Genomic DNA, 25407 nt, shown 5'->3' with positions numbered 1-25407 from the left:
TATGTCGCAAGCTGCCCTGAATGCGCGCGATCGCGAGGTGGATAACGGCCCGCGCCGCAGCAATGGAACCCAGTTGGCGGGAATGATTTTCCTGCTGATGGTGTTGGGAACGGTCGTGTGGAGCGGTTGGGCGGTGCTTGGCTGGATGAAAGACGCCAGTCGCCTGCCGCTCTCAAGGCTGGTGGTGACCGGCGAACGCCACTACACCACCAACGATGATATTCGTCAGGCGATCCTGGCGCTGGGCGCGCCCGGCACCTTTATGACGCAGGATGTGGACGTCATCCAGCAGCAGATCGAACGTCTGCCGTGGATCAAGCAGGCCAGCGTGCGCAAACAATGGCCGGATGAGCTGAAGATCCATCTGGTGGAGTACGTCCCGGTGGCGCGCTGGAACGATTTGCACATGGTGGACGCCGAAGGCAAAGCGTTCAGCGTGCCGGCGGAGCGGGCGGGCAAACAGAAGTTGCCGCTGCTCTACGGTCCGGAAGGGAGCGAGCAGGATGTGCTGGAAGGCTATCGGGCGATGAGCGCTACGTTGGCGGCCAGCAAATATACGCTGAAAATGGCGGCGATGACCGCGCGCCATTCCTGGCAGCTGGCGCTGGACAACGATGTCCGGCTTGAGCTGGGGCGCGATGACCGCAACGGGCGTTTGCAGCGGTTTATCGAGCTTTACCCGGTATTGCAGCAGCAGGGCCAGGCGGAGAGCAAGCGTGTCAGCTATGTCGATCTGCGCTACGAGTCCGGCGCTTCGGTAGGGTGGGCTCCGGTGTTGGTCGATCCGCAGGCGCTTGGCGGTCAGCAAAACAGTAATCAGCAACAGAATCAGGCACAGGCAAAACAACAATGATCAAGTCGACGGACAGAAAACTGGTAGTTGGACTGGAGATCGGTACTGCAAAAGTCTCCGCGTTGGTAGGGGAAGTTCTGCCCGATGGCATGGTCAACATTATCGGGGTGGGCAGCTGCCCGTCTCGCGGCATGGATAAGGGTGGCGTAAACGACCTGGAGTCGGTGGTGAAGTGCGTACAGCGCGCCATCGATCAGGCCGAGCTGATGGCGGACTGCCAGATCTCCTCGGTGTACCTGGCGCTGTCGGGCAAACACATCAGCTGCCAGAACGAAATCGGCATGGTGCCGATCTCGGAAGAGGAAGTGACGCAGGACGACGTGGAGAACGTGGTGCACACCGCCAAATCGGTGCGCGTGCGCGACGAACACCGCATTCTGCACGTGATTCCTCAGGAATACGCCATCGATTATCAGGAAGGCATCAAAAACCCGGTTGGGCTGTCCGGCGTGCGCATGCAAGCCAAGGTGCATCTGATTACCTGCCATAACGATATGGCGAAGAACATCGTCAAGGCCGTGGAACGTTGCGGCCTGAAAGTTGACCAACTTATTTTCGCCGGTCTGGCCGCGAGCTACGCGGTGCTGACCGAAGATGAACGCGAACTCGGCGTTTGCGTGGTGGATATCGGCGGCGGCACCATGGATATGGCGGTGTACACCGGCGGTGCGCTGCGCCACACCAAAGTGATCCCTTACGCCGGGAACGTGGTCACCAGCGATATCGCCTACGCCTTCGGCACGCCGCCGACCGACGCGGAAGCGATTAAAGTTCGACACGGCTGTGCGCTTGGGTCGATTGTTAGCAAGGATGAGAATGTAGAGGTGCCTAGCGTCGGGGGACGTCCTCCGCGCAGTCTGCAAAGACAGACGCTGGCTGAAGTCATTGAGCCACGCTACACCGAACTGTTGAATCTGGTTAACGATGAAATTTTGCAATTGCAGGAGCAACTGCGTCAGCAAGGGGTGAAGCATCATCTGGCAGCCGGTATCGTGCTGACCGGTGGCGCCGCCCAGATTGATGGCCTGGCAGCCTGTGCGCAACGGGTGTTCCACACCCAGGTACGCATCGGCCAACCCTTGAACATCACGGGTCTGACGGATTATGCGCAGGAGCCTTACTACTCTACAGCGGTAGGTCTGCTGCACTATGGAAAAGAGTCTCACCTGAGCGGTGAGACGGAAGTAGAAAAACGCGCCTCGGTGGGCAATTGGTTTAAACGTATCAATAGCTGGCTGAGAAAAGAGTTTTAATGTTTCAACAAAGAGATCATGCTGAGTAATCTTTTTATGATCTCGCAGCGACAGGCACAAAACGGAGAGAAACTATGTTTGAACCAATGGAACTAACCAATGACGCGGTGATTAAAGTCATCGGCGTCGGCGGCGGCGGTGGCAATGCCGTTGAACACATGGTGCGCGAGCGCATCGAAGGTGTTGAATTCTTTGCTGTGAACACGGACGCCCAGGCGCTCCGCAAAACGGCGGTTGGCCAAACCATCCAGATTGGTAGCGGTATTACCAAAGGTCTGGGTGCGGGCGCGAACCCGGAAGTGGGTCGCAATTCAGCGGAAGAAGACCGCGAAGCCCTGCGCGCAGCGCTGGACGGCGCAGACATGGTCTTCATCGCGGCCGGCATGGGCGGCGGTACCGGTACCGGTGCGGCACCAGTGGTGGCTGAAGTGGCTAAAGATTTGGGTATTCTGACCGTGGCCGTGGTGACCAAGCCTTTCAACTTCGAAGGCAAGAAGCGCATGGCATTCGCGGAGCAGGGTATCGCTGAGCTGTCCAAACACGTGGACTCGCTGATCACCATCCCGAACGATAAATTGCTGAAAGTTCTGGGTCGCGGCATCTCTCTGCTGGACGCGTTCGGCGCGGCCAACGACGTGCTGAAAGGCGCGGTGCAGGGTATCGCCGAGCTGATCACCCGTCCGGGCCTGATGAACGTCGACTTCGCCGACGTGCGCACCGTGATGTCCGAAATGGGCTACGCGATGATGGGTTCCGGCGTGGCTTGCGGTGAAGACCGTGCCGAAGAAGCGGCCGAAATGGCGATCTCCAGCCCACTGCTGGAAGACATCGACCTGTCCGGCGCGCGCGGCGTGCTGGTCAACATCACCGCCGGCTTCGACCTGCGTCTGGATGAGTTCGAAACCGTGGGTAACACCATCCGTGCGTTCGCGTCCGACAACGCTACCGTGGTTATCGGTACCTCGCTGGATCCGGAAATGAACGACGAACTGCGCGTAACCGTGGTTGCAACCGGTATCGGTATGGACAAACGTCCTGAAATCACCCTGGTGACCAATAAGCAGGCCAGCCAGCCGGTGATGGATCACCGTTATCAGCAGCACGGCATGTCGCCTCTGCCGCAGGAAGTGAAACCTGCCGCCAAGGTGGTCAACGACCAAGCTGCGCAGCCGAATAAAGAGCCCGACTATCTTGATATTCCAGCCTTCCTGCGTAAACAGGCAGACTAAGAATATCCTGAGAATTTGGAATCTCCGCTCTTTGTGCTAAACTGTCCCGCCGGCCATGCTGTATGCTTGGCTGGTAGGATGGATAACATTGCGAGATAAAACGATGATCAAACAAAGGACATTAAAACGTATTGTTCAGGCGACTGGCGTCGGTTTGCATACCGGCAAGAAAGTCACGCTGACAATGCGCCCAGCGCCGGCTAATACCGGGGTCATCTATCGTCGCACTGACTTGAATCCACCGGTTGATTTTCCGGCTGATGCAAAATCCGTGCGTGATACCATGCTCTGTACTTGCCTGGTGAATGAGCATGACGTGCGTATTTCGACCGTTGAGCACCTCAACGCCGCGCTGGCTGGGTTGGGCATCGACAACATCGTTATCGAAGTCGACGCCGCTGAAATCCCAATCATGGACGGCAGCGCCAGTCCGTTCGTGTTCTTGCTGCTGGATGCCGGCATCGAAGAACTGAACTCGGCGAAGAAATTCCTGCGTCTGAAAGAGACCGTGCGTGTTGAAGATGGCGACAAATGGGCCGAGCTGTCCCCGCATAACGGGTTCCGCCTGGACTTCACCATCGACTTCAACCACCCGGCTATCGACGCCAGCTCTCAGCGCTATCGTCTCGATTTCTCGGCTGAGTCGTTCGTGCGTCAAATCAGCCGCGCGCGCACCTTTGGATTTATGCGCGACATCGAATACCTGCAGTCCCGCGGTCTGGCCTTGGGCGGCAGCTTCGATTGCGCTATCGTGGTGGATGACTACCGCGTGCTGAACGAAGACGGCCTGCGTTTCGAAGACGAGTTCGTACGTCACAAAATGCTGGACGCCATCGGCGACCTGTTCATGTGCGGCCACAACATCATTGGCGCGTTCACCGCGTTCAAGTCTGGCCACGCGCTGAACAACAAACTGCTGCAGGCCGTGCTGGCCAAGCAGGAAGCGTGGGAATACGTGACCTTCCAGGACGAAGCCGAAATGCCGCTGGCATTCAAGGCACCGTCCACCGTATTGGCGTAAGGTCTGAATTCCTCGCCTGCTGCGAATAACGGCAGGCGCATCCTCTGAGAGCCTGAGAATTCAGGCTCGTGATGCCGTCTGATATTTTGCAGCTGTGTCGCTGATTACTTATCACGACTGGTTGTGTTGGTACCCTCTCCGGCCAATGCAGCCAGCCGTTCCAATATCTTGCGCAGTTTCTCTGGGCTACGGCTCGCCAATCCTCTCAGTTCTTCCGCACTTTCCAGACTCAAATGCCGCATCGGCACGGGTTTTTCCGGCGCTTTCTCTGCGTTTTGCACCTGGTGGCTGCCTTTCGCCATCAAGGCCGGATTAATCCTGATGTCGATCGACGACAATGATGGTAGAATTTGCGCTCGTAGTGCAGACAGCAAAGCGGGTTGTTCGTAGCGCAAGCGCATCATCCAACTGGCATTTGCCGTTTCGAGCACTAAAATACCCTGTCGGAAATTCGCGACGCGGCACCAGGGATGCAGGGGAGCAGGCAACAGGCCCTTCACTGCACGGTTAAGCTTGAGCAGCGCCACCGCGCGTTGCTGGACGTTATGCAGCGGCCCTTTGCTGCCGGCAGACGCGTCGTCGAACAGGACATCTAATAATTGTGGACGGCTATCGCGCATAATGGGCTCCGGCGGATTATAAACTCGTGATCGGTATTCTAAATCGTTGGCGACAATTTGGCAGACGTTATTTCTGGCCCCATCTCCTGTTAGGGATGGTTGCGGCCACGCTTGGCGCGTCTTCCAATTTGCCCGGCGCCCCCGATCAGGCCGCACTGCCGAATACGTCGTCCAGCCTTAACCGGCAAAATTCAGCCAACGGCACCTTCAACAGCCTGGCCCTGCTGCAGGACGCGCACCGTCGCCCTACCTTCAGCGTAGATTACTGGCAGCAACATGCGCTGCGCACCGTCATTCGTCACCTCTCTTTCGCGCTGGCGCCGCAGGCGGTTTATGCGCGGGTGCAGGAGAGCGAAGCCGAAGCCGAACCGCCTTTGCAGGTAGCGCAACTGGCGCTGCTTTCTACCCTCAACGCGCTGCTGACGCACGAGCCGAAGCCGCCGACCATCATTCGCCATACCCACCTTGAGGTGCTGCCAACGCTGGCACGGCACCAGACCGGCCTGTGGGTGGCGCAGGTACAGGGCATTCGCGCCGGGCCTGCCGCGCTCGTCTGACTCCGCCCTCAGGGCACAAAAACCATAAATAATAGCAAGTTGACTGCCGTATTCGGCCGTCATGACAGAGATATCAAACATCATGTTAGTGAAATTATTAACCAAAGTTTTTGGCAGCCGTAACGATCGTACCCTGCGCCGCATGCGCAAAGTGGTTGAGCAGATCAACCGCATGGAACCGGACATGGAAAAACTGTCCGATGACGAGCTGAAAGCGAAAACCAACGAGTTCCGTGCGCGCCTGGAGAAAGGCGAGTCGCTGGAAAGCCTGATCCCGGAAGCCTTCGCCGTGGTGCGTGAGGCGAGCAAGCGCGTGTTCGGCATGCGTCACTTCGACGTGCAGCTGCTGGGCGGCATGGTGCTGAACGACCGCTGCATCGCCGAGATGCGTACCGGTGAAGGTAAAACCCTGACCGCGACGCTGCCGGCCTACCTGAACGCCCTGAGCGGCCGCGGCGTGCACGTCGTGACCGTCAACGACTATCTGGCGCAGCGTGACGCCGAAAACAACCGTCCGCTGTTCGAGTTCCTCGGCCTGAGCATCGGCATCAACCTGCCGGGCATGCCGGCGCCGGCCAAGCGTGAAGCTTACGCCGCTGACATCACCTACGGCACCAACAACGAATACGGCTTCGACTACCTGCGCGACAACATGGCGTTCAGCCCGGAAGAGCGCGTGCAGCGCAAACTGCACTATGCGCTGGTGGATGAGGTGGACTCCATCCTGATCGATGAAGCGCGTACGCCGCTGATCATCTCCGGCCCGGCCGAAGACAGCTCCGAGATGTACATCAAGGTCAACAAGCTGATCCCTAAACTGATCCGCCAGGAGAAAGAAGACTCCGACACCTTCAAGGGTGAAGGGCACTTCTCGGTGGATGAGAAGGCGCGTCAGGTCCACCTGACCGAACGCGGCCTGATCCTGATCGAAGAGATGCTGGTGGAAGCCGGCATCATGGATGAAGGCGAATCGCTGTACTCGCCGACCAACATAATGCTGATGCACCACGTTACTGCCGCGCTGCGCGCCCACGTGCTGTTCACCCGCGACGTTGACTACATTGTTAAAGACGGCGAAGTGATCATCGTCGACGAACACACCGGCCGTACCATGCAGGGCCGCCGTTGGTCCGACGGCCTGCACCAGGCGGTGGAAGCCAAAGAAGGCGTGGAGATCCAGAACGAGAACCAGACGCTGGCTTCGATCACCTTCCAGAACTACTTCCGTCTGTACGAGAAGCTGGCCGGGATGACCGGTACCGCCGATACCGAAGCCTTCGAATTCAGCTCGATCTACAAGCTGGACACCATCGTGGTGCCAACCAACCGTCCGATGATCCGTAAGGACATGCCGGATCTGGTGTACATGACCGAGAAAGAGAAGATCGGCGCCATCATCGAAGACATCCGCGAGCGTACCGCCAAAGGCCAGCCGGTGCTGGTGGGTACCATCTCAATCGAGAAATCCGAAGTGGTTTCCCATGAGCTGACCAAAGCGGGCATCGAGCACAAGGTGCTGAACGCCAAATTCCACGCCATGGAAGCGGACATCGTCGCCCAGGCCGGCCAGAGCGGTGCGGTGACCATCGCCACCAACATGGCGGGCCGTGGTACCGATATCGTGCTGGGCGGCAGCTGGCAGGCCGAAGTGGCGCTGTTGGAAGAGCCGACCGAAGAGCAGATCGAGGCCATCAAAGCCGCCTGGAAAGTACGCCATGACGCGGTGCTGGCGGCGGGCGGCCTGCATATTATCGGCACCGAGCGCCATGAATCGCGCCGTATCGATAACCAGCTGCGCGGCCGTTCCGGTCGTCAGGGCGATGCCGGTTCATCCCGCTTCTACCTGTCGATGGAAGATGCCCTGATGCGTATCTTCGCTTCGGATCGCGTGTCCGGCATGATGCGTAAACTGGGTATGAAAGAAGGCGAAGCGATTGAGCACCCGTGGGTGACCAAGGCGATCGCCAACGCCCAGCGCAAGGTAGAGAGCCGCAACTTCGACATCCGTAAGCAGCTGCTGGAATACGACGACGTCGCTAACGATCAGCGCCGCGCCATCTACAGCCAGCGTAACGAATTGCTGGACGTGTCCGACGTGAGCGAAACCATCGCCAGCATCCGCGAGGACGTGTTCAAGAGCACCATCGACAACTACATCACGCCGCAGTCGCTGGAAGAAGAGTGGGACATTCAGGGGTTGGAAGAGCGCCTGAAGAACGACTTCGATCTGGAGATGCCGATCGCACAATGGCTGGACAAAGAGCCGGAGCTGCACGAAGAGACGCTGCGCGAACGCATTTTGGAGAACGCCAAAGAGCAGTACCAGCGTAAGGAAGAAGTGGTCGGCAGCGAAATGATGCGCAACTTCGAGAAGGGCGTGATGCTGCAGACGCTGGATTCCCTGTGGAAAGAGCATCTGGCGGCGATGGACTACCTGCGTCAGGGTATTCACCTGCGCGGCTATGCGCAGAAGGATCCTAAGCAGGAGTACAAGCGTGAATCCTTCAACATGTTCGCCACTATGCTGGAATCGCTGAAATATGAAGTGATCAGCGTGCTGAGCAAGGTTCAGGTGCGGATGCCGGAAGAGGTGGAAGCGCTGGAACAGCAGCGCCGTGAAGAGGCCGAGCGCCTGGCGCAGCACCAACAGCTGAGCCACCACGACGAGAACGCGCTGGTGACCGAAGATCCGAACGCGCCGGCGACCGCCGAGCGTAAAGTGGGCCGCAACGATCCGTGCCCATGCGGCTCCGGCAAGAAATACAAGCAGTGCCACGGCCGCCTGCAGTAATGTCGGCTGCGATTAATCGATAATACCCAGGGGTTCAGCTTGCTGAGCCCCTGTTTTTTGACACCCATCAGGAGGGTGAGATGAAACATCTGAATATCGCCGTGGGCATCATCCGTAATGCGCAACGGGAGATCTTTATTACCCGCCGCGCCGCCGACGCGCACATGGCCGGATTCTGGGAGTTCCCCGGCGGCAAGATCGAACAGGGCGAAACGCCGGAGCAGGCGCTAAGTCGCGAACTGCGGGAAGAGACCGGTATCGAAGCCGAACGTGCCGAACTGTTGGAGGTGGTGGAGCACCGCTTCAGCGATCGCATCGTGACGCTGAATTTTTATCTGGTGGAAGCCTGGGCGGGCGAGCCGTTCGGCCGTGAGGGGCAACCGATGCGCTGGGTTAAAGAGGCGGAGCTGCGTGAAGACGAGTTCCCGGAAGCCAACGCCGGCATTATTCAGCTGCTGGTGGCGCAGGCGAACGCCGCGCAATAACAAGGTTGGCCTGGCGGGCGCCAGGCCAATTGCGGACGATCAACGATCGTCCATTTCACTCCAGTCTTCGCTTTCCGACAGATCGCTGTTGCTCGGAATACGCTTCTCTTCATCGGCCCACTCGCCGAGATCGATCAGCTGGCAGCGCTTGCTGCAAAACGGCCGGAACGGGCTGACTTCACCCCAAACCACGCCGGTGCCACAGGTTGGGCATTTTACTACGGTCGTCATAACGGTTCCTTACGCCTTCTGCCAGTGCTGAGAAGGCTTTCTTGCACAAGTTCAACAACAGGCCAGTTCGAACGTCAGGCGTTCAGGCACCACGCCATTTTCGCTATCCAGCGGCAGGAAACGAATGGCATAGCGGGTCTTGTGGCCGGAAATCTGCGGATAAAGCTGCGGCGCCAGATGGAGGCGCAGGCGCAGCAGATCCGCCCCTTCGGCGTTGTCCTGGAAAAAGCCGTTCAGGCTGATCTGATTGCGGAACGGCCCGGATTGGCGGATCAGATCCAGCACCATGATCAGCGCCTGGTTCAGCGGATCCAGCGACTGCAGCCAGGTGGCGACGTCGGCATCGCGATCCTGCTGCGGCGCGTGCATCCACATGTGCAGGGTCGGCAGATCGAAGCTGCAGCAGCCGCCGGGAATGTTCAGCCGCTGGCGCACCAGGCCGATCAGCCGATCTTCGCGCAGCGCCTGGCCGAGGCGTGGCGCCGCCATCAGCGCCGATGAGCGCGATTTCAACTGGCCGCGCAGCTGGTCGATCAGCGCCATATCCACGCCCGGCACATCGGCCCAGGCCAACAGTTTCTGCTGCTGGCGCTCCAGCTCTTTGAGGAGTTCGGTGCGCACTTCGCCGCGCTCCAGCACGTCCAGCAAGTCGGAGACGGTGCGAAAGAAGGTGAGGGCGATGGCGGTTTCACTCAGGGCGCGTTGGCCGTGCAGCTGTTGCAGCAGAAATTCGATGCGTAGCCAGGTACGCATTTTTTCGTTCAGCGGGTGTTCAAAGAGAACGGTTGGGGAAACATCACTCATGCAGTTTAATCCTGTTGGGGCGCTGTTGCCGCCAGTTCAAGGTAGCGACGATGCAGTGCGGCGACCTGTGGCTCTATCCCTTGAGCGGCGCCGCTGTTGTCAATAATGTCATCCGCCACGGCGAGGCGCTGCCGGCGCGTGGCCTGGGCGGCGAGAATGCTCTGCGCTTGCTCACGGCTGACGCCGTCGCGCGCGATGGTGCGAGCCAGCTGGGTTTCGGCGTCGACGTCGATCACCAGCACCCGATCGGCGCGATCCTGCAGACCGTTTTCCACCAGCAGCGGCACCACCCACAGCGCGTACGGGCTGGTGGCCTGCGCCAGTTGGCGCTGGGTTTCACGGTGTATCAGCGGATGCAGCAGCTGGTTCAGCCAGGTTTTGTCATCGGGATGGCTAAAGATGCGCTGACGCAGCGCAGCGCGGTTCAATGCGCCGTCCGGCAGCAACATTTCATTACCAAATCGCTCGGCGATCGCGGCCAAAGCAGGGGTGCCCGGCTCGACGACCTGACGGGCGATCACGTCGGCATCGACGAGGGTTGCGCCGTGGCGCGCAAAGGCGTTCGCGACGGTCGTCTTGCCGCTGCCTATGCCCCCGGTCAACGCAACAATGTAGGCCATGGTGTTAGGTGCATCCGATGTTCATAAAAAAATAATAGTCGAATCATAAAGCGATCGCGCAGAAGTGCAAGTCGGCAGGCGGCGCTTGCGCATCGGCACCGATCGGACGGCGAGAAAAAGCGCAGCGGCACGGCAAAAATGAGCGGGCAATCACACTGCGGTTATGCAGGTAAATTTGTCGGATTGTAGCGTAAATAAAGGCGAATTCGCAGTCTTGTTCGGCGATTATTAGCGCGTATTATAACGTCACTGGAACTGGCATTAATCTCGCCGCCGTCTTTTTGCGCCACTGGAAAGCCGTCGGGCAGAGGTTCGAATATCCTCCTTGCGATCCGTCGCCATTAACCAGGAAATCATAAGTCATGCGTATTGAAGAAGATTTGAAGTTGGGCTTTAAAGACGTGTTGATCCGCCCTAAGCGCTCCACGCTGAAAAGCCGCTCCGAGGTTGAACTGGAACGTCAGTTTACCTTCAAGCATTCAGGTTGCAGCTGGTCCGGCGTGCCGATTATCGCCGCTAACATGGACACGGTGGGCACCTTCCGCATGGCCGAGGCCCTGGCTTCTTTCGACGTTCTCACCGCCGTACACAAACATTACAGCGTCGAGCAATGGGCTTACTTCGTGCAGCGCATGCCGGAATCGGTGCTGCGCCACGTCATGGTGTCCACCGGTACTTCCGAAGCCGACTTCGCCAAAATGCAGCAGATCCTGGCCCTGTCTCCGGCGCTGAAATTCATCTGCATCGACGTGGCCAACGGCTACTCTGAACACTTCGTCGCCTTCCTGCAGAAAGCGCGCGAAGCCTGCCCGAATCACGTGATCTGCGCCGGCAACGTAGTGACCGGCGAGATGGTGGAGGAGCTGATCCTCTCCGGCGCCGACATCGTTAAGGTCGGCATCGGCCCGGGTTCAGTCTGTACCACCCGCGTGAAGACCGGCGTGGGCTACCCGCAGCTGTCGGCGGTGATCGAATGCGCCGATGCGGCCCACGGGCTGGGCGGCCAAATCGTCAGCGACGGCGGCTGCTCGGTGCCGGGCGACGTTGCCAAAGCCTTCGGCGGCGGTGCTGACTTCGTGATGCTGGGCGGCATGCTGGCCGGCCACGACGAGTGCGAAGGCACCGTGGTGGAAGAGAACGGCGAGAAGTTCATGCTGTTCTACGGTATGAGCTCCGAGTCGGCGATGAAACGCCACGTCGGCGGCGTGGCGGAGTATCGTGCGGCCGAAGGCAAAACCGTCAAGCTGCCGCTGCGTGGCGAGGTGGAGTTTACCGTGCGCGATATCCTCGGCGGCCTGCGCTCCGCCTGCACCTACGTCGGTGCCGAGCGCCTGAAAGAGTTGACCAAGCGCACCACCTTTATCCGCGTGGCGGAGCAGGAAAACCGCGTCTTCGGCAGCAAATAAGCCGCACCTTGCATCGGGCGCAGCGCACAGCGGCGCCCGCTATCCTCTTCTTTATCCCAGCACGCTGCCCAGTTGAAAAATAGGCAGGTACATGGCGATCACCAAAGCACCGACAATCCCGCCCACCACCAGCATCAGCAGCGGCTCCAGCGTTTGCGCCAGCGTATCGGCCAGCTCGTGCGTCTGCCGTTCGTACCACTGCGCCAATTTATCCAGCAAGGCGTCCAGCGAACCGGATTCTTCGCCCACCCGCACCAGCTGCCGGCACAGCGGCGGAAACAGCGGTTGCAGGCCCAGGGCATGATGAAACGCCTCGCCTTCGGCGATCTGCCGCTGCACCTGCTCCAGCGCCTGTCGGTACAGCAGATGATCCGCCGCCAGCGCCGCCGCGTTCAACCCTTCCACCAGCGTCAGCCCCGCGCGTTGGGTCATGGTCAGAATACGAAAGGTTTGGCTCAGCGCGCCGCCGCTCACCAGCCGGGCGATCAGCGGCAGGCGCAGCAAGGCGGCCTGTTCACGTCGGCGCCATGGCGGGCGTGGATGCAGCCAGCGGCAATAGCCGAGCAGCAATGCGCCGAGCAGCAGCGCCAAATAGGGGCCAACGGCGATCAGCAGCGCGGACACCCCCAATAACCCTTGGGTAAACCAGGGCAGCGGCGCATCGAACGACTGATAAACCTTGGCGAATTCCGGCAACACCATCACCAGCATCAGCACGCTGACCAGCAGCGCCACCGCACAGATGAAGAGGGGATACCGCAGCGCTTTGGTCACTTTGCGGCGCAGCATCAGCTGGGCTTCCTGTTGTTGTGCCAGCTGCAGGCAGCAGCGATCGAGGTTGCCGGTCAGTTCGCCGATGGCGATCAGTTGGCGATAGATAAGTGGAAAAACGCCTGGCTGCGCGGCAAGGGTTTCGGAGAGCGGCTGCCCTTCGCGCACCTGTTCTGCCAACTGGCGCAACAGGCAACGCCAGGCTGCCGAAGGGTGCTCTGCCGCCAGCAGCTGCAACGTATTGACCAGCGGCAACCCGGCCTGCAACAGGGTGGCGAGTTGGCGGGTGAAGTGGATTAAGGGTTCTCCGCGCCACTGGCCGGGCGTGATGCGTTTGCCGTGCCCAATCCGCCAAGGTTGCAGGCCTTGTTCGATCAGTAACCGGCTCACCTGCCGCTTTTCATCGCTCATCAGTTCGCCGCGGCGCAAGGCGCCCTGGGCGTCGAATGCCTGCCAAAGAAACAGCCGGTGCGCTTTCATGGTGCGGTTACGCCGAGCTGGACGACGTCGATCACGCGGTACAGTTCTTCCAGCGAGGTCGTGCCTTCGCTGGCCAGCGCCAGCCCGGCCTGCAGCAGCGAAAGCTGCCCCTGCTCGCGGGCGACATCCGCCAGCAGGCTGGGCGCGGCGTTCGCCAGCAACGCCGCCTGTATTTCCGGCGTAATGGCCAACAGCTCATACACGCCGATGCGCCCATAGTAGCCGCCGAAGCAATGCTCGCAGCCGTCGGCGCGCCAGGCGGTCAGCGGCTCCGGCCAGACCGAGGCAGGAAAATGCGTCGGCTGGCTGTGCGGGTAGCGGCAGTGGCGACACAGCCTGCGCACCAGCCGCTGTGCGATGACCAGCTTCAGGCAGCCGGCGAGCAGGTAGCCGGGGATACCCATGTGCATCAGGCGCGTCAGGGTTTCGCCGGTGGAGTTGGTATGCAGTGTCGACAGCACCAGGTGGCCGGTTTGCGCGGCCTTGACTGCGATCTCGGCGGTTTCCGCATCGCGGATCTCGCCGATCATGATGACATCCGGATCCTGGCGCAGCAGGGCGCGCAGCACCCGGGCGAAACTCAGCTCGGTTTTGGCGTTGATCTGGGTTTGATTGACGCCAAACAGTGGTATCTCGATCGGATCCTCGACGCTGCACAAGTTGCTTTGCGCATCGTTCAACTGGCGCAGACCGCTGTACAGCGTCACCGTCTTGCCGCTGCCGGTCGGGCCGGTTACCAGGATCAAACCTTGCGGGCAGGCCAGCGCCGTCGCGTAGCGTGCCAGATCCGCCCGGCTCATGCCCAGTTGATCCAGCGGCAGCTCCTGCTGCTCACCCTGCTGAACGCGCAGCACCACCTTTTCGCCGTGCAGCGTCGGCAGGGTGGCGATACGCATGGCATAGCGCGCGCTGTCCAGCGTCAGGCTGAGCTGCCCGTCCTGAGGCTGACGGCGTTCGGCGATATCCAGCTGGCCGAGGATCTTCAGCCGGGCGATGAGCCGTGCGGCCAGCTGCGGTGGTGGTGAGGCGAGGGTTTGCAGCACGCCGTCGATGCGCAGGCGAATGCGAAAATGCTGCCGAAAGGGCTCGAAGTGGATATCCGAGGCGCGGCGCTGGATGGCCAGGCGCAGCGTCTGGTTGATGAACTGCACCACCGGCGCATCGCCGTCGTCGGGGTAGGTGATGTCGGCGGTGTCTTCTTCGGCTGCCAACGGCGCCGGCAGCGATTCGTGGCGTTGGTTCAGAGCCTGCTCCAGCCTGGCTGCCGGCCAGTGTTCCAGATGGATGCGCTTGCCGGTGGCGAAACGCAGAGCCGCCAGCAGCCCCTGCGGCGCTTCTTCGTTGAGCGCGATCGTGAGAGTGGTCGGGTCTTCGTTCAGCGCCAACGCCTGATAGCGCCGGCACAGGGCGTGAACCTCTTCGCTGATTTGCGCGTTCATCGCCGTTACTCCGCCGCGTTGTCGAAGCGGAAGACTTCCTGGCACACCTCAACCAGCGTTGTGTTTTCGCTGCTGCACAGCCGGCTCCAGCGGGTCAGCCCATCGGCGTTCGCTTTGGGGGTTAATGCCACCGCCAGCCCCTGCAGCGTTTGGGTGCCGGTCAGCGTGATCACGCCTTTGGCGACTTTCACCCCGCTGACGTAACGCGACGCGCCGCCGGTGGGAATGCCTTTGCTGCCGGCCTCACAGCCGGTGGGGGCGCCTTCGTCCAGCACGCACAGTTCGACCGCCAGTTTATACGGTGCCATGGTTTGCAGCATGTCGGTCATTGCCGCTTTCTGGATGTAGCGTTGGTAGGCAGGGATGCCGATGGCGCTGAGGATGGCGATGATGGCGATCACCACCATCAGTTCTATCAGGGTAAAGCCGCGTTGCGTTTCCATACGTTGTTTCCTCCATAGGTGTGTGGAAGACAACGGTAGCGACTTGCTCGGGGGCACGGCGAGGGGCTTTTGCGCGTTTCTCGGCGCGCTTCCATCAGTAATGATGTCGTTTGCAGCGATGAAAAAAATGGTGAGAAGGGGTTCGCAATTTTACGGTAACGCCCCCGACAGCGGCCGGGGGCGAGGGGATCATTTGAAGCGCATCGACAGATCGAGTGCAGTGATGTGCTTGGTCAGCGCGCCGACCGAAATGTAATCCACGCCGGTCTCGGCAAAGGTGCGCAGCGTCTCGCTGGTGACGTTGCCGGACACCTCCAGCTGGGCGCGGCCCTGGGTTTGCGCGACCGCCTGGCGCATCATCTCGACGCTGAAGTTGTCCAGCATGATGATATCGGCACCGGCATCCAGCGCCTGCTGCAGCTCATCAAGCGATTCGACCTCCACTTCCACCGGCACGTCGGCGTGCAGCCAGAAGGCTTTTTCCACCGCGTTCTTGATAGAGCCGGAGGCGATGATGTGGTTTTCCTTGATCAGGAAGGCGTCGGAGAGCCCCAGCCGATGGTTGCTGCCACCCCCGCACAGTACGGCGTATTTCAGCGCGGTGCGCAGGCCGGGCAGGGTCTTGCGGGTATCGAGCAGGCGAGTCCGGGTGCCTTCCAGCAGGGCCACGTAGCGGCTGACCTCGGTCGCCACGCCGGAGAGCGTCTGCACGAAGTTCAGCGCGGTGCGCTCGCCGGTCAGCATCACCCGCGCCGGGCCGCGCAGCCGGCAAAGCGGTTGGTTCGGCGTCAGACGGTCGCCGTCCGCCACCAGCCACTCCACCTGCACCTGGTTGCCCAATTGAATAAAGACCTCATTCAGCCAGCGGCGGCCACAGAATATGCCGGCTTCGCGGGTGATGACGGTGGCTTCGGCCTGCTTGTCCGCCGGTAACAATTGCGCGGTAATATCGCGCCCGGCGTCGACTTCACCCCCTAGGTCTTCGCGCAGCGCCTGGGCGACGGCATAGGGAATATCACTTTCAATTCGTTCAAGAAGCTCGGTGCGGCGACTGTCGGCACTGTAGCGGCGTGTCGGCATGGAAAACTCCGAAATGGACGGTTAGATCGTAGGGGAACATGCTACTCTGTTGCAGGAATAAGTACCACCGCAGAGAGGTGTCTGATGCAGTTGGAAAATGGCTGGATTGTCGGGGTGACGCGAGTGGTGTCGCCGCACTGCGATCGGCGTCCGGATGACGAGCCGCCTTCGCTGCTGGTCATCCACAACATCAGCCTGCCGCCCGGCGAATTCGGCGGCCCCTATATCGACCAGCTGTTTACCGGCACGCTCGATCCCGCGCAGCACCCCTATTTCGCCGAGATCCATCAGCTGCGGGTGTCTGCGCACTGTCTGATCCGCCGCGACGGGGAGATCGTGCAGTATGTGCCCTTCGACCAGCGCGCCTGGCACGCGGGCGTTTCTCTGTATCAGGGGCGCGATCGGTGCAACGATTTCTCCATCGGCATCGAGCTGGAAGGCACCGATCTGTTGCCTTACACCGAGGCGCAATACCGCACGCTGCAGGCGGTCACCGCGCTGCTGGCCGAACATTACCCGCCGCTGGTGGCCAATATCGCCGGGCATTGCGATATCGCCCCCGGCCGCAAGACCGATCCCGGGCCGGCGTTCGATTGGGATCGCTATCTGGCATCTCTGGAACAACGCGGCGCGCCCGCCGACGCTATGCTTGAGACAAGAAAAAGGGAGAGGAATCGCTAATGACGCTGTTTACGCTGTTGCTGGTTTTGGCCTGGGAGCGCCTGTTTAAGCTGGGAGAACATTGGCAGCTGGACCACCGTCTCGAAGTGGTGTTTCAGCGGCTGCATCGGGTTTCGCTGGCGCAGACGCTGGCAATGACCGCCGCCTGGATGGTGATCGTCTGGGGCGTTCTGTGGCTGTCTCACGGATTGTTCTTCGGCGTGGTGACGCTGCTGCTGTGGATCGTCATCGACCTGCTGTGCGTCGGCGCCGGCATCAAGCGCAAACACTACCGCGCCTACCTGAAAGCGGCGCGGCAGGGCGATACCCACGCCAGCGATCAGATGGCGGAAGAGCTGGCGTTGATCCACGGTTTGCCGGTGGACTGCAGCGAAGAGCTGCGCCTGCGCGAGCTGCAAAACGCGTTGCTGTGGATCAACTTCCGCTATTACCTGGCGCCGCTGTTCTGGTTCGTGGTCTTTGGGCCTTACGGGCCGATCGCGTTGGCGGGGTATGCCTTCCTGCGTGCCTATCAAACCTGGCTGGCGCGCCACAATACGCCGCTGGAGCGTTCGCAGTCGGGTATCGATCATCTGCTGAACTGGCTGGATTGGATCCCGGTGCGTTTGGCTGGGGTGGCCTACGCGCTGTTCGGCCACGGCGAGCGTGCGCTGCCGGCCTGGTTCGCCTCGCTGGGGGATCGGCATTCGTCGTCGTATCAGGTGTTGACGCGGCTGGCGCAGTTCTCGCTGGCGCGCGATCCGCATATGGATCCGGTGCAAACGCCGCGGGCGGCGGTGACGCTGGCTCGCAAGGTGACGATGATCATCGTGGTGGTAGTGGCGCTGTTGACCATTTACGGCACGCTGCTTTAAGCGGCTGCGAAAAACAAAACGGGCGCCGAGGCGCCCGTTTTTTTGGCCATTCGGCCGGGATTACAGCTTGGCGAAGCAGCGACGCGCGGCGTCGATGGTGCGCTGAATGTCTTCCTTGCTGTGCGCCACGGACATGAAGCCCGCTTCGAAGGCGGACGGCGCCAGATACACCCCTTCCTCCAGCATCAGGTGGAAGAAGCGCTTGAAGCGTTCCACATCGCACTGCATCACGTCCTGATAGCAGGTCACTGTCGGCGCGTCGGTGAAGAACAGGCCGAACATGCCGCCGACGTTGTTGACCACCAGCGGGATATTCTCTTCCTGCGCCGCATGCAGCAGGCCTGCGGCCAGCATTTCGGTCAGTTCAGTCAGCGTCTGGTGCACGCCAACCTGCGACACTTCGGTCAGGCAGGCGTAGCCCGCCGCCATGGCGATCGGGTTGCCGGACAGGGTGCCCGCCTGGTAGACCGGGCCGGTCGGCGCCAGCGCGTCCATCACGTCGCGGCGGCCGCCGAAGGCGCCCACCGGCATGCCGCCGCCGATGATTTTACCGAGACAGGTCAGATCCGGCTCGACGCCGTAATAGGACTGTGCGCCGGCCAGCGCCACGCGGAAACCGGTCATCACTTCATCGATGATCAAGAGCGCGCCGTACTTGTCGCACAATGCGCGCAGGCCCGGCAGGAATTCCGGCAGCGGCGGCACGCAGTTCATGTTGCCGGCAACCGGCTCGACGATGATACAGGCGATCTCGGACGGGTACTGCTCGAAGGCGGCCCGCACCGAATCCAGGTCGTTATAGGTGCAGGTCAGAGTGTGCTTGGCGAAGTCGGCCGGCACGCCCGGTGAGTTCGGCTGGCCGAGGGTCAGCGCGCCGGAACCGGCTTTCACCAGCAGGCAGTCGGCGTGGCCGTGGTAGCAGCCTTCGAACTTGATGATTTTGTCGCGGTTGGTGTAGCCGCGCGCCAGGCGGATGGCGCTCATGGTGGCTTCGGTGCCCGAGTTCACCATACGCACCATATCCATGGTAGGTACCAGTTCGGTGACCAGCTGCGCCATTTTGACTTCCATCTCGGTCGGCGCGCCGAAGCTCAGACCGCGCTGCGCCGCTTCGATCACCGCGTCGCGGATCGCCGGGTGGTTGTGCCCCAGCACCATCGGCCCCCAGGAACCGACATAGTCGATATAGGCCTTGCCGTCGGCATCGAACAGGTAAGCCCCGTCAGCCCGCTCGATAAACAGCGGCACACCGCCTACGCCGGTGAATGCACGCACCGGAGAGTTCACCCCACCGGGGATCAACTGTTGCGCCTGGGCGTACAGACTTTCGGACTTGCTGTGTAGGCTCATAAATCGGCTCCTGGATTCTCTTTTGAATGATTTGACCGCGCTATTCTAGAGGAGAGCGCCGCGTTATGAAACGATCACAGTCAGATACCATTAACGGCAGCGCCCGCCACCGGGTTGGGTTAGAATAACCGCCTTGCCTATTTGTATTACAAATTACCTGACGAATTACTCGCGATGACGGAATCACAATCACAGCCAGTCGGGACGTTGAGCCCGCGTCTTAGCCGCAGCGATGCGGTGCGTCAGTTTATTCGCCGCGATAAGACCCCGGTGGCGATCCTGGTGATGGCCGCGCTGGTGGGGACGCTGGCCGGTTTGCTCGGCGTGGCCTTCGATAAGGCGGTGGAGTGGGTGCAGCAGCAGCGGCTGGCTTCGCTGGCGCAGGTCGCCGACTCCTGGCTCCTGGTGTGGCCGCTGGCGTTTATCCTGTCCGCCGCGCTGGCGGCGCTGGGCTATTACCTGGTGCGGCGTTTTGCGCCTGAGGCGGGCGGCTCGGGCATTCCGGAGATCGAAGGCGCGCTGGAGGAGCTGCGGCCGGTGCGCTGGTGGCGCGTGATCCCGGTGAAATTCATCGGCGGCATGGGCACGCTGGGAGCGGGCATGGTGCTGGGGCGCGAAGGGCCCACGGTGCAAATGGGCGGCAACGTCGGGCGCATGGTATTGGACGTGTTGCGCATTCGCGGCGCCGAGGCGCGTCATACGCTGCTGGCGACCGGGGCCGCCGCCGGGTTGTCCGCCGCGTTCAACGCGCCGCTGGCCGGCATCTTGTTCATCATCGAAGAGATGCGGCCGCAGTTCCGCTACAACCTGATCTCGATTAAAGCGGTGTTTATCGGCGTGATCATGTCGAGCGTGGTATTCCAGCTGTTTAACGGCCAGGGATCGGTGATCGCGGTCGACAAACTTTCTTCGGCGCCCATCAATACCCTATGGCTCTATCTGGTACTGGGGGCGATATTCGGTGCGGTGGGCGTGGGGTTCAACGCGCTGATTTTCCGCACTCAAGACATGTTTGCGCGCCTGCACGGCGGCAGAATGCGCAATATCTTGCTGATGGGCGGGCTGCTCGGCGGCGTGTGCGGCATTCTGGGGCTGATCCAGCCGGAGGCGGCGGGCGGCGGCTTTGGGCTGATCCCGATCGCCGCGGCGGGCAATTACAGCGTCGGCATGTTGATGTTCATCTTTATTACCCGCATCTTCACTACGCTGCTGTGCTTCGGCTCCGGCGCGCCGGGCGGCATCTTTGCGCCGATGCTGGCGCTGGGCACGCTGTTCGGCACCGCCTTTGGGCTGGCGGGGGCGCATCTGTTCCCGCAGTACGGCATCGAGGCGGGCACCTTCGCCATCGCCGGCATGGGGGCGCTGTTCGCCGCTACGGTGCGCGCCCCGCTGACCGGCATCGTGCTGGTACTGGAAATGACCGACAACTACCAACTCATTTTACCGATGATCATCACCTGCCTCGGCGCCACGGTGGTGGCGCAGCTGCTCGGCGGCAAGCCGCTGTATTCGTCGATCCTGGCCCGCACGCTGCAAAGGCAGGAGGCGCAGCTGGCGCGGGAAGCGGCGGAGAAAACAGGTAAGGAAAATACAACAAATGCGGTGAATACTTGAACGCAACACTCAGGTATCGGATAATCGTTAATATTAATCAGGCAGCCATAGTCGCGATCTGATGCTGAACAATGTTGGGAGTAAAGAGTATGAGTGATCAAACGGCACTGCCCCTGCAATTTACCGAGGCAGCAGCAAGCAAGGTTAAGTTCCTGATTGCTGACGAAGAAAATCCGAACCTGAAGTTGCGGGTTTACATTACCGGCGGCGGCTGCAGCGGATTCCAGTACGGCTTCACTTTTGACGACAAGGTCAACGATGGCGACATGACCATCGAGAAGCAGGGCGTGGCGCTGGTGGTCGATCCGATGAGCCTGCAGTATCTGGTCGGCGGCTCGGTGGACTACACCGAAGGGCTGGAAGGGTCGCGCTTCGTGGTGACCAACCCGAATGCCAAAACCACCTGCGGTTGCGGTTCGTCGTTCAGCATCTGAGTTTGCCGGTCAGAATATCAACCCGCTCGCCTTACGGCCGGCGGGTTTTTTTATGCCTACCATTCCACGAGGATCACTTCTGCACCGTTCTCCTGTGCCGGTGGGCTGTGGATGATGTTCGGCTGCGCCGTTGCGTGGCTGCATTCGGCCTGTGGGGCGGCGGCCTCGAGGCGCACGGCGCATTGCGGTTCAATGGTCAGGGTAACGCCGATCTGGCCGCTGACGGCATCGGCATACGCGGCGCCACTCAGCAGGGTGCCACAGCTGGCAAGCAGAATTTTTTTCATCATTGCGGGAATAGTCATCCGTAAGCCATCTTGTGATGACTTATCGGCAAAAAGTTAAAAAGTTTTAACAGCGTGGGAAAGGAATTAACCTGCGGATAACAGAATTTTACATCGTCACTACGCTATTTTTCGGTCGAAAATAATACCATCAACCCCGTTAATAGTCTAATAAATCACCAGGTGCGGCGTTGCAAAGCGTCGCCCCGCAGGGCGACGGCTCAGCGTTCGAGAATAAAGGCGGGCAGTTTGAGGTGCCAGCGGATGGCCGCCAGGCGAATGGCCAGGGTGATGATCATGCCCAGCATCATGGCCTGTTGCAGCGGCATGTGGAAGGTGTAAAACGCCGTGGCGTGCACGATGCCGCCGATGATGCAGGCGGTGGCGTAAATTTCGGTGCGCAGGATCATCGGGATCTCGCGCGCCAGCACGTCGCGGATAATGCCGCCGCCGACGCCGGTGATCACTCCCATGCAGATTGCCACCAGCGGGCCGGTGCCGGCCGCGAAGGCCTTGTTGACGCCGATGCCGACGAACACCGCCAGCCCGACGGCGTCCAGCACCGGCAGCACCCACTTCGGCAGCCGGCGCGGCTGGCGCACCAGCAGCAGCGTCAAGACGCAGGTGATCATCGCCACCACCAAATCGGTGGGATCCTTGACCCAGAACACCGGGCCGTTGGCCAGCGCCATGTCGCGGATGGTGCCGCCGCCGACCGCGGTGACCACGCCCAATACCAGCACGCCGAACGGATCCATGCGCAGCTTGCCGGCCAATAGCACGCCGGAGACGGCGAACACTGCGGTGCCGAGAATATCCAACCAGAACACCAGCATCAGCGGATCTCCGCCAGCTGGCGGCACAGCTGCTGCGCCGCCAACGCAATGCGCGGCCCGCCGCGGTTGAACCAGTCTTCGTTCAGCGCGATCACCGGCACCTGCAGCTGCGGGGCCCAGAAGGCTTTCACACTGGCGGCTGCTTTCGCGCCCCCGGTGATGACGATGGCCTGCGGCTGGCGTGCCAACACCTGCTCGCGGCTGATCTGCGGCCAAGGGGTGCGGCTGTCGGCAAAGACGTTCTGCCCGCCGCACAGCGCCAGCACCTGGCTTTGCAATGTGGCGCCGGCGCTGGTGAACAGCGGCTGGGTGCCGAACTGCAGCAGCACGCGCCGCGATGGGTTAGCGGCATACTGTTGCTTGAGAGCGGCGAACTGGCGGCGAAGGCCTTCCGCCGCCTGATGCGCCTGCTCCGGGTGCGGGCTGTATTGCGCCAGCTGGTCCAGCAAACCGGCGATCCCTTCGAGGGTATCGGCGTCCGCATAGAAAATCGGGATGCCGAACGCGGCGAGCTGATCCAGCACGCGCTGCGGATTGCCGCCGCGCCAGGCGAGGATCAGGTCCGGCTTGAGCGCCAGCACCCGCTCCAGATTGATGCCCTGCCAGGAGGCCACCTGCTCCAGCTTGGCGGCCTGCGGCGGATAATCGGAATAGGCGCTCGCCGCCACCAGCACATCGCCCATGCCGGCGGCATAGGCGAGTTCGGTCGCGTTGGGCGCCAGGCTGATCACCCGCTGAGCGGCGCCGGCCGGCATGGCCAGCCAGAGCGCCAACAGACAGAGCATCGAGGTGAAGCGCAGCCTCACATCAACCGCGCTTGGCCAGGGTTTGCAGCATGGCGTTGACCATCAGCGTAGACTGCTTGGCCGCTACCACCAGAAACTCGTCGAAGCTCATGTGCGACTCGCTGTCGGCGACGTCAGAAATGGCGCGCACCACCACGAACGGCGTACCGAACAGATGGCAGACGTGAGCGATCGCCGCGGCTTCCATTTCCACGGCGGCGACGCGCGGGAAGGTGGCGCGAATGCGCGCCAGCGGCTCGGCGCCGTTGATGAAGGCGTCACCACTGCAGATCAGGCCGCGCACCGCGTGCAGATCCAGCTGTTTGATGCAGCTTTCCGCCAGCGCGATCAGCGCGTCGTCGGCGACGAACGCCGCCGGGCAGCCGGCCATCTGGCCCGGCTCGTAGCCGAAGGCGGTGACGTCGGCGTCGTGGTAGCGCACTTCTTCCGACACCACGATATCGCCCACGCGCAGGGTGCTGGCCAGGCCGCCGGCGGAACCGGTATTGATCACCAGATCCGGGCTGCAGTGTTCCAGCAGCAGGGTGGTGCCCATGGCCGCAGAGACTTTGCCGATGCCGGATTTCAGCAGGGCCACGTCAACGCCGCCGATCTGGCCGGTGTAGATTTCGCAGCCCGCGCGTTGGATGGTTTGACGGTTTTCGATTTGATCGCGCAGCAGGGTGACTTCCTGCTCCATTGCGCCGATGATGCCTACTTTCATAAATAACACTCGCTGATTGGCCGTGAGAATTGCGGCATAGTCTATCATGGCTGTGTATGAGAGATAATGCGTTGCATCCGCTGCCGGGAATTGTTATCACGGGGGCAGGGCGCAACGGCGGAGAAACAGATGTCCGGGATCGACTTCAAGCAAAAAATCAGCTTCCAACGGCCTTTCAGCAAACCGATCGAGGCCGAGGAAGAGTACGACATCGTGCGGCAATTCGAGAGCGATCGCGGGCGCATCGTCAACTCGGCCGCCATTCGCCGTCTGCAGCAAAAAACCCAGGTGTTTCCACTGGAGCGCAACGCGGCGGTGCGCAGCCGCCTGACGCACTCGATGGAGGTGCAGCAGGTTGGGCGCCACATCGCCAAAGAGATCCTCAACCGCTTCAAACAGGCGGGGAGAATTGATGAGCTCGGCCTGGCCCGGCTGCTCGATCCGTTTGAAAGCATCGTGGAAATGGCCTGCCTGATGCACGACATCGGCAATCCGCCGTTCGGTCACTTCGGCGAGTCGGCGATCAACGACTGGTTCGCCCAACGGCTCGATCCCGCCAGCTGCGGCAGCGAGCCGGGCAGCCACGATCGCTGTCAGGTGGCGACGCTGCGCCTGCATGAGGGGGAGAGCGATCTGAACCGGCTGCGCAGCCGGATCCGTCAGGATCTCAGCCACTTCGAGGGCAATGCCCAGGCGATCCGCATGGTGTACAGCCTGCTCAAGCTCAACCTGACCTACGCGCAGGTCGGCTGCATTTTGAAATACACCCGCCCGGCCTACTGGGCGAGCGACATCCCCGCCAGCCACAGTTACCTGATGAAAAAGCCCGGCTACTATCTGGCGGAAGAGGCCTTCGTCGATCGGCTGCGGCGCGAGCTGCACATGGGCGAGTTCGATCGTTTCCCGCTGACTTATATCATGGAGGCCGCCGACGATATCTCGTACTGCGTGGCCGATCTGGAAGACGCGGTGGAGAAGAGCATTTTCACCGTCGAGCAGCTGTATCAGCACCTGATTCAGGAGTGGGGCGAGGTGGTGCCGGGCGATCTGTTCGACAAGACCGTCGCCAGCGCATTTCGCAAGATCGATCGCGGCGGCGCGCGGCGCAGCGCGGAAGATCAGTTCTTCATGTATCTGCGGGTGTTTACCGTGGCGCGGCTGGTGCCGCACGCGGCGCAGCGCTTTATCGACAATTTGGACGCGGTCTATCAGGGCAGTTTCAATCAGGCGCTGCTGGAGGATTCCAGCCCGGCGTACCGGCTGCTGAAAATATTTAAAAATGTGGCGTTCAAGCACGTGTTCAACCACCCGGAGGTCGAGCAACTCGAGCTGCAAGGCTACCGGGTGATCAGCGGCCTGCTGGACATTTACAGCCCGCTGCTGGCGATGTCGCTGGCGGACTTCAGCCAGCTGGTGCGCGAGGACAGCCATCGCGCTTACCCGATCGAAACGCGCCTGTTCCACAAGCTGTCCACCAAGCATCGGCTGGCGTATGCGGAGGCGGTAGAGGGGCTGCAGCATTTATCGCCGGAGCAGCAAGCCATTCGGGAATATTATTTCCGCGCGCGTTTATTGCAGGACTATATCAGCGGAATGACCGACCTTTACGCCTATGACGAATATCGTCGATTGATGGCGGCGGAATAATTACGCTGAAGAATAATTTTAGCAATTCCAATCGGTTGGCTGTCTCGAGTTTTGTAAAGACGGACAATATTTGTTTACTATTGCCAATCATCTGTGCCGGAACTTCGGGCTATTA

At 61.0% G+C, this 25407-nt stretch carries 26 protein-coding genes; 13 read left to right on the top strand and 13 right to left on the bottom strand.

The window, feature by feature from the left end; translation table 11 throughout:
* Nucleotide 1: 1 nt before the first annotated feature.
* From ftsQ to lpxC, 4 genes are all read left to right on the top strand, one after another.
* Nucleotides 2-853: a cell division protein FtsQ gene (gene ftsQ, locus ACJ8HT_RS04040; RefSeq protein ID WP_004932761.1), complete on the top strand. Its 852-nt coding sequence runs from the start codon at nucleotides 2-4 to the stop codon at nucleotides 851-853.
* The gene (ftsA, locus tag ACJ8HT_RS04035) at nucleotides 850-2106 is read left to right on the top strand and encodes a cell division protein FtsA (RefSeq protein ID WP_004932758.1); all 1257 of its coding nucleotides are present in this window, start codon (nucleotides 850-852) and stop codon (nucleotides 2104-2106) included. Before ftsQ ends, ftsA begins: the two co-directional genes overlap by 4 nt.
* 74 nt (nucleotides 2107-2180) lie before the next feature.
* Nucleotides 2181-3335 (top strand): cell division protein FtsZ, encoded by a 1155-nt coding sequence (gene ftsZ / locus ACJ8HT_RS04030; protein ID WP_004932757.1) that lies wholly within the window; start codon nucleotides 2181-2183, stop codon nucleotides 3333-3335.
* Nucleotides 3336-3438: 103 nt separating this feature from the next.
* Complete coding sequence (gene lpxC, locus ACJ8HT_RS04025; RefSeq protein WP_004932754.1) at nucleotides 3439-4356, top strand: UDP-3-O-acyl-N-acetylglucosamine deacetylase; 918 nt, start codon at nucleotides 3439-3441, stop codon at nucleotides 4354-4356.
* 104 nt (nucleotides 4357-4460) lie between these two features.
* Here the strand turns inward: lpxC and ACJ8HT_RS04020 are convergent, their stop codons facing one another.
* Nucleotides 4461-4976 (bottom strand): DUF721 domain-containing protein, encoded by a 516-nt coding sequence (locus ACJ8HT_RS04020; RefSeq protein WP_033637110.1) that lies wholly within the window; start codon nucleotides 4974-4976, stop codon nucleotides 4461-4463.
* A 26-nt stretch (nucleotides 4977-5002) separates the two neighbouring features.
* Between ACJ8HT_RS04020 and secM the strand changes: the two genes are divergently transcribed.
* The 3 genes from secM (at nucleotide 5003) to mutT (ending at nucleotide 8809) form a co-directional block, all read left to right on the top strand.
* Nucleotides 5003-5533, top strand: a complete 531-nt coding sequence (gene secM, locus ACJ8HT_RS04015; RefSeq protein ID WP_038873490.1) for a secA translation cis-regulator SecM — start codon at nucleotides 5003-5005, stop codon at nucleotides 5531-5533.
* 82 nt (nucleotides 5534-5615) lie between these two features.
* The gene (secA, locus tag ACJ8HT_RS04010) at nucleotides 5616-8324 is read left to right on the top strand and encodes a preprotein translocase subunit SecA (RefSeq protein ID WP_038873493.1); all 2709 of its coding nucleotides are present in this window, start codon (nucleotides 5616-5618) and stop codon (nucleotides 8322-8324) included.
* 80 nt (nucleotides 8325-8404) lie between these two features.
* On the top strand, nucleotides 8405-8809 hold the full coding sequence (mutT, locus tag ACJ8HT_RS04005; protein ID WP_197652731.1) for an 8-oxo-dGTP diphosphatase MutT: 405 nt from the start codon (nucleotides 8405-8407) through the stop codon (nucleotides 8807-8809).
* Between the two features lie 39 nt (nucleotides 8810-8848).
* Here the strand turns inward: mutT and yacG are convergent, their stop codons facing one another.
* The 3 genes from yacG to coaE are packed head-to-tail and all read right to left on the bottom strand — an operon-like array spanning nucleotide 8849 to nucleotide 10464.
* Nucleotides 8849-9040, bottom strand: coding sequence for a DNA gyrase inhibitor YacG (yacG, locus tag ACJ8HT_RS04000; RefSeq protein ID WP_004932737.1), 192 nt, complete (start codon nucleotides 9038-9040; stop codon nucleotides 8849-8851).
* 51 nt (nucleotides 9041-9091) lie between these two features.
* Complete coding sequence (zapD, locus tag ACJ8HT_RS03995) at nucleotides 9092-9844, bottom strand: cell division protein ZapD (RefSeq protein WP_038873498.1); 753 nt, start codon at nucleotides 9842-9844, stop codon at nucleotides 9092-9094.
* Between the two features lie 5 nt (nucleotides 9845-9849).
* Nucleotides 9850-10464 carry a dephospho-CoA kinase gene (gene coaE / locus ACJ8HT_RS03990; RefSeq protein ID WP_049196041.1) on the bottom strand — a complete coding sequence of 205 codons (615 nt, stop codon included), beginning with the start codon at nucleotides 10462-10464 and terminating at the stop codon, nucleotides 9850-9852.
* A 362-nt stretch (nucleotides 10465-10826) separates the two neighbouring features.
* Between coaE and ACJ8HT_RS03985 the strand changes: the two genes are divergently transcribed.
* On the top strand, nucleotides 10827-11870 hold the full coding sequence (locus ACJ8HT_RS03985; RefSeq protein WP_197652730.1) for a GMP reductase: 1044 nt from the start codon (nucleotides 10827-10829) through the stop codon (nucleotides 11868-11870).
* Between the two features lie 51 nt (nucleotides 11871-11921).
* Here the strand turns inward: ACJ8HT_RS03985 and hofC are convergent, their stop codons facing one another.
* The 4 genes from hofC to nadC all read right to left on the bottom strand — a co-directional run bounded on the left by hofC (nucleotide 11922) and on the right by nadC (nucleotide 16083).
* Nucleotides 11922-13121, bottom strand: coding sequence for a protein transport protein HofC (gene hofC / locus ACJ8HT_RS03980; RefSeq protein ID WP_197652729.1), 1200 nt, complete (start codon nucleotides 13119-13121; stop codon nucleotides 11922-11924).
* Complete coding sequence (gene gspE / locus ACJ8HT_RS03975) at nucleotides 13118-14560, bottom strand: type II secretion system protein GspE (RefSeq protein WP_197652728.1); 1443 nt, start codon at nucleotides 14558-14560, stop codon at nucleotides 13118-13120. The genes hofC and gspE overlap by 4 nt, the downstream gene beginning before the upstream one ends.
* A 5-nt stretch (nucleotides 14561-14565) precedes the next feature.
* Nucleotides 14566-15003 (bottom strand): prepilin peptidase-dependent pilin, encoded by a 438-nt coding sequence (gene ppdD / locus ACJ8HT_RS03970; protein WP_194572790.1) that lies wholly within the window; start codon nucleotides 15001-15003, stop codon nucleotides 14566-14568.
* A gap of 189 nt (nucleotides 15004-15192) precedes the next feature.
* Entirely contained in the window at nucleotides 15193-16083 is an 891-nt protein-coding gene (nadC, locus tag ACJ8HT_RS03965; protein WP_174136562.1) for a carboxylating nicotinate-nucleotide diphosphorylase, read from the bottom strand.
* A gap of 84 nt (nucleotides 16084-16167) precedes the next feature.
* Here nadC and ampD point away from each other — a divergent pair, with 84 nt between their 5' ends.
* Together ampD and ampE are read left to right on the top strand one after the other, a co-directional pair.
* Entirely contained in the window at nucleotides 16168-16764 is a 597-nt protein-coding gene (gene ampD / locus ACJ8HT_RS03960) for a 1,6-anhydro-N-acetylmuramyl-L-alanine amidase AmpD (RefSeq protein WP_197652727.1), read from the top strand.
* A complete protein-coding gene (gene ampE / locus ACJ8HT_RS03955; RefSeq protein ID WP_033631795.1) occupies nucleotides 16764-17618 on the top strand; it encodes a beta-lactamase regulator AmpE in 855 nt (284 codons plus the stop codon). Before ampD ends, ampE begins: the two co-directional genes overlap by 1 nt.
* Before the next feature lie 60 nt (nucleotides 17619-17678).
* On the opposite strand, the gene hemL is transcribed toward ampE, so the two are convergent.
* Nucleotides 17679-18968 carry a glutamate-1-semialdehyde 2,1-aminomutase gene (gene hemL, locus ACJ8HT_RS03950; RefSeq protein WP_049272773.1) on the bottom strand — a complete coding sequence of 430 codons (1290 nt, stop codon included), beginning with the start codon at nucleotides 18966-18968 and terminating at the stop codon, nucleotides 17679-17681.
* Between the two features lie 174 nt (nucleotides 18969-19142).
* Between hemL and clcA the strand changes: the two genes are divergently transcribed.
* Together clcA and erpA are read left to right on the top strand one after the other, a co-directional pair.
* Nucleotides 19143-20582, top strand: a complete 1440-nt coding sequence (clcA, locus tag ACJ8HT_RS03945) for a H(+)/Cl(-) exchange transporter ClcA (protein WP_047728941.1) — start codon at nucleotides 19143-19145, stop codon at nucleotides 20580-20582.
* Between the two features lie 89 nt (nucleotides 20583-20671).
* Entirely contained in the window at nucleotides 20672-21016 is a 345-nt protein-coding gene (gene erpA / locus ACJ8HT_RS03940; protein WP_033649222.1) for an iron-sulfur cluster insertion protein ErpA, read from the top strand.
* Nucleotides 21017-21072: 56 nt separating this feature from the next.
* Here the strand turns inward: erpA and ACJ8HT_RS03935 are convergent, their stop codons facing one another.
* The 4 genes from ACJ8HT_RS03935 to mtnN all read right to left on the bottom strand — a co-directional run bounded on the left by ACJ8HT_RS03935 (nucleotide 21073) and on the right by mtnN (nucleotide 23645).
* Nucleotides 21073-21321 carry a hypothetical protein gene (locus tag ACJ8HT_RS03935; protein WP_197652726.1) on the bottom strand — a complete coding sequence of 83 codons (249 nt, stop codon included), beginning with the start codon at nucleotides 21319-21321 and terminating at the stop codon, nucleotides 21073-21075.
* Nucleotides 21322-21521: 200 nt separating this feature from the next.
* Complete coding sequence (locus ACJ8HT_RS03930; RefSeq protein ID WP_038873529.1) at nucleotides 21522-22136, bottom strand: TRIC cation channel family protein; 615 nt, start codon at nucleotides 22134-22136, stop codon at nucleotides 21522-21524.
* Nucleotides 22136-22921, bottom strand: a complete 786-nt coding sequence (gene btuF, locus ACJ8HT_RS03925; RefSeq protein ID WP_060422567.1) for a vitamin B12 ABC transporter substrate-binding protein BtuF — start codon at nucleotides 22919-22921, stop codon at nucleotides 22136-22138. The genes ACJ8HT_RS03930 and btuF overlap by 1 nt, the downstream gene beginning before the upstream one ends.
* 22 nt (nucleotides 22922-22943) lie before the next feature.
* Nucleotides 22944-23645 (bottom strand): 5'-methylthioadenosine/S-adenosylhomocysteine nucleosidase, encoded by a 702-nt coding sequence (mtnN, locus tag ACJ8HT_RS03920; RefSeq protein ID WP_049200308.1) that lies wholly within the window; start codon nucleotides 23643-23645, stop codon nucleotides 22944-22946.
* A 129-nt stretch (nucleotides 23646-23774) separates the two neighbouring features.
* Here mtnN and dgt point away from each other — a divergent pair, with 129 nt between their 5' ends.
* Nucleotides 23775-25292 (top strand): dGTPase, encoded by a 1518-nt coding sequence (dgt, locus tag ACJ8HT_RS03915; protein WP_197652725.1) that lies wholly within the window; start codon nucleotides 23775-23777, stop codon nucleotides 25290-25292.
* Nucleotides 25293-25407 lie beyond the last annotated feature (115 nt).

It is taken from the genome of Serratia sp. CY44782 (assembly GCF_052168715.1).
Classification (GTDB): domain Bacteria; phylum Pseudomonadota; class Gammaproteobacteria; order Enterobacterales; family Enterobacteriaceae; genus Serratia; species Serratia nevei.
Note: the sequence above shows the minus strand (reverse complement) of the source record. Positions and strands in the feature narration are given on the sequence as shown.

Coding starts and splice junctions, on each gene's coding strand:
- ftsQ (WP_004932761.1), top strand. CDS start 2: ATGTCGCAAGCTGCCCTGAATGCGCGCGATCGCGAGGTGGATAACGGC.
- ftsA (WP_004932758.1), top strand. CDS start 850: ATGATCAAGTCGACGGACAGAAAACTGGTAGTTGGACTGGAGATCGGT.
- ftsZ (WP_004932757.1), top strand. CDS start 2,181: ATGTTTGAACCAATGGAACTAACCAATGACGCGGTGATTAAAGTCATC.
- lpxC (WP_004932754.1), top strand. CDS start 3,439: ATGATCAAACAAAGGACATTAAAACGTATTGTTCAGGCGACTGGCGTC.
- ACJ8HT_RS04020 (WP_033637110.1), bottom strand. CDS start 4,976: ATGCGCGATAGCCGTCCACAATTATTAGATGTCCTGTTCGACGACGCG.
- secA (WP_038873493.1), top strand. CDS start 5,616: ATGTTAGTGAAATTATTAACCAAAGTTTTTGGCAGCCGTAACGATCGT.
- mutT (WP_197652731.1), top strand. CDS start 8,405: ATGAAACATCTGAATATCGCCGTGGGCATCATCCGTAATGCGCAACGG.
- yacG (WP_004932737.1), bottom strand. CDS start 9,040: ATGACGACCGTAGTAAAATGCCCAACCTGTGGCACCGGCGTGGTTTGG.
- zapD (WP_038873498.1), bottom strand. CDS start 9,844: ATGAGTGATGTTTCCCCAACCGTTCTCTTTGAACACCCGCTGAACGAA.
- coaE (WP_049196041.1), bottom strand. CDS start 10,464: ATGGCCTACATTGTTGCGTTGACCGGGGGCATAGGCAGCGGCAAGACG.
- ACJ8HT_RS03985 (WP_197652730.1), top strand. CDS start 10,827: ATGCGTATTGAAGAAGATTTGAAGTTGGGCTTTAAAGACGTGTTGATC.
- hofC (WP_197652729.1), bottom strand. CDS start 13,121: ATGAAAGCGCACCGGCTGTTTCTTTGGCAGGCATTCGACGCCCAGGGC.
- gspE (WP_197652728.1), bottom strand. CDS start 14,560: ATGAACGCGCAAATCAGCGAAGAGGTTCACGCCCTGTGCCGGCGCTAT.
- ppdD (WP_194572790.1), bottom strand. CDS start 15,003: ATGGAAACGCAACGCGGCTTTACCCTGATAGAACTGATGGTGGTGATC.
- nadC (WP_174136562.1), bottom strand. CDS start 16,083: ATGCCGACACGCCGCTACAGTGCCGACAGTCGCCGCACCGAGCTTCTT.
- ampD (WP_197652727.1), top strand. CDS start 16,168: ATGCAGTTGGAAAATGGCTGGATTGTCGGGGTGACGCGAGTGGTGTCG.
- ampE (WP_033631795.1), top strand. CDS start 16,764: ATGACGCTGTTTACGCTGTTGCTGGTTTTGGCCTGGGAGCGCCTGTTT.
- hemL (WP_049272773.1), bottom strand. CDS start 18,968: ATGAGCCTACACAGCAAGTCCGAAAGTCTGTACGCCCAGGCGCAACAG.
- clcA (WP_047728941.1), top strand. CDS start 19,143: ATGACGGAATCACAATCACAGCCAGTCGGGACGTTGAGCCCGCGTCTT.
- erpA (WP_033649222.1), top strand. CDS start 20,672: ATGAGTGATCAAACGGCACTGCCCCTGCAATTTACCGAGGCAGCAGCA.
- ACJ8HT_RS03935 (WP_197652726.1), bottom strand. CDS start 21,321: ATGACTATTCCCGCAATGATGAAAAAAATTCTGCTTGCCAGCTGTGGC.
- ACJ8HT_RS03930 (WP_038873529.1), bottom strand. CDS start 22,136: ATGCTGGTGTTCTGGTTGGATATTCTCGGCACCGCAGTGTTCGCCGTC.
- btuF (WP_060422567.1), bottom strand. CDS start 22,921: ATGCTCTGTCTGTTGGCGCTCTGGCTGGCCATGCCGGCCGGCGCCGCT.
- mtnN (WP_049200308.1), bottom strand. CDS start 23,645: ATGAAAGTAGGCATCATCGGCGCAATGGAGCAGGAAGTCACCCTGCTG.
- dgt (WP_197652725.1), top strand. CDS start 23,775: ATGTCCGGGATCGACTTCAAGCAAAAAATCAGCTTCCAACGGCCTTTC.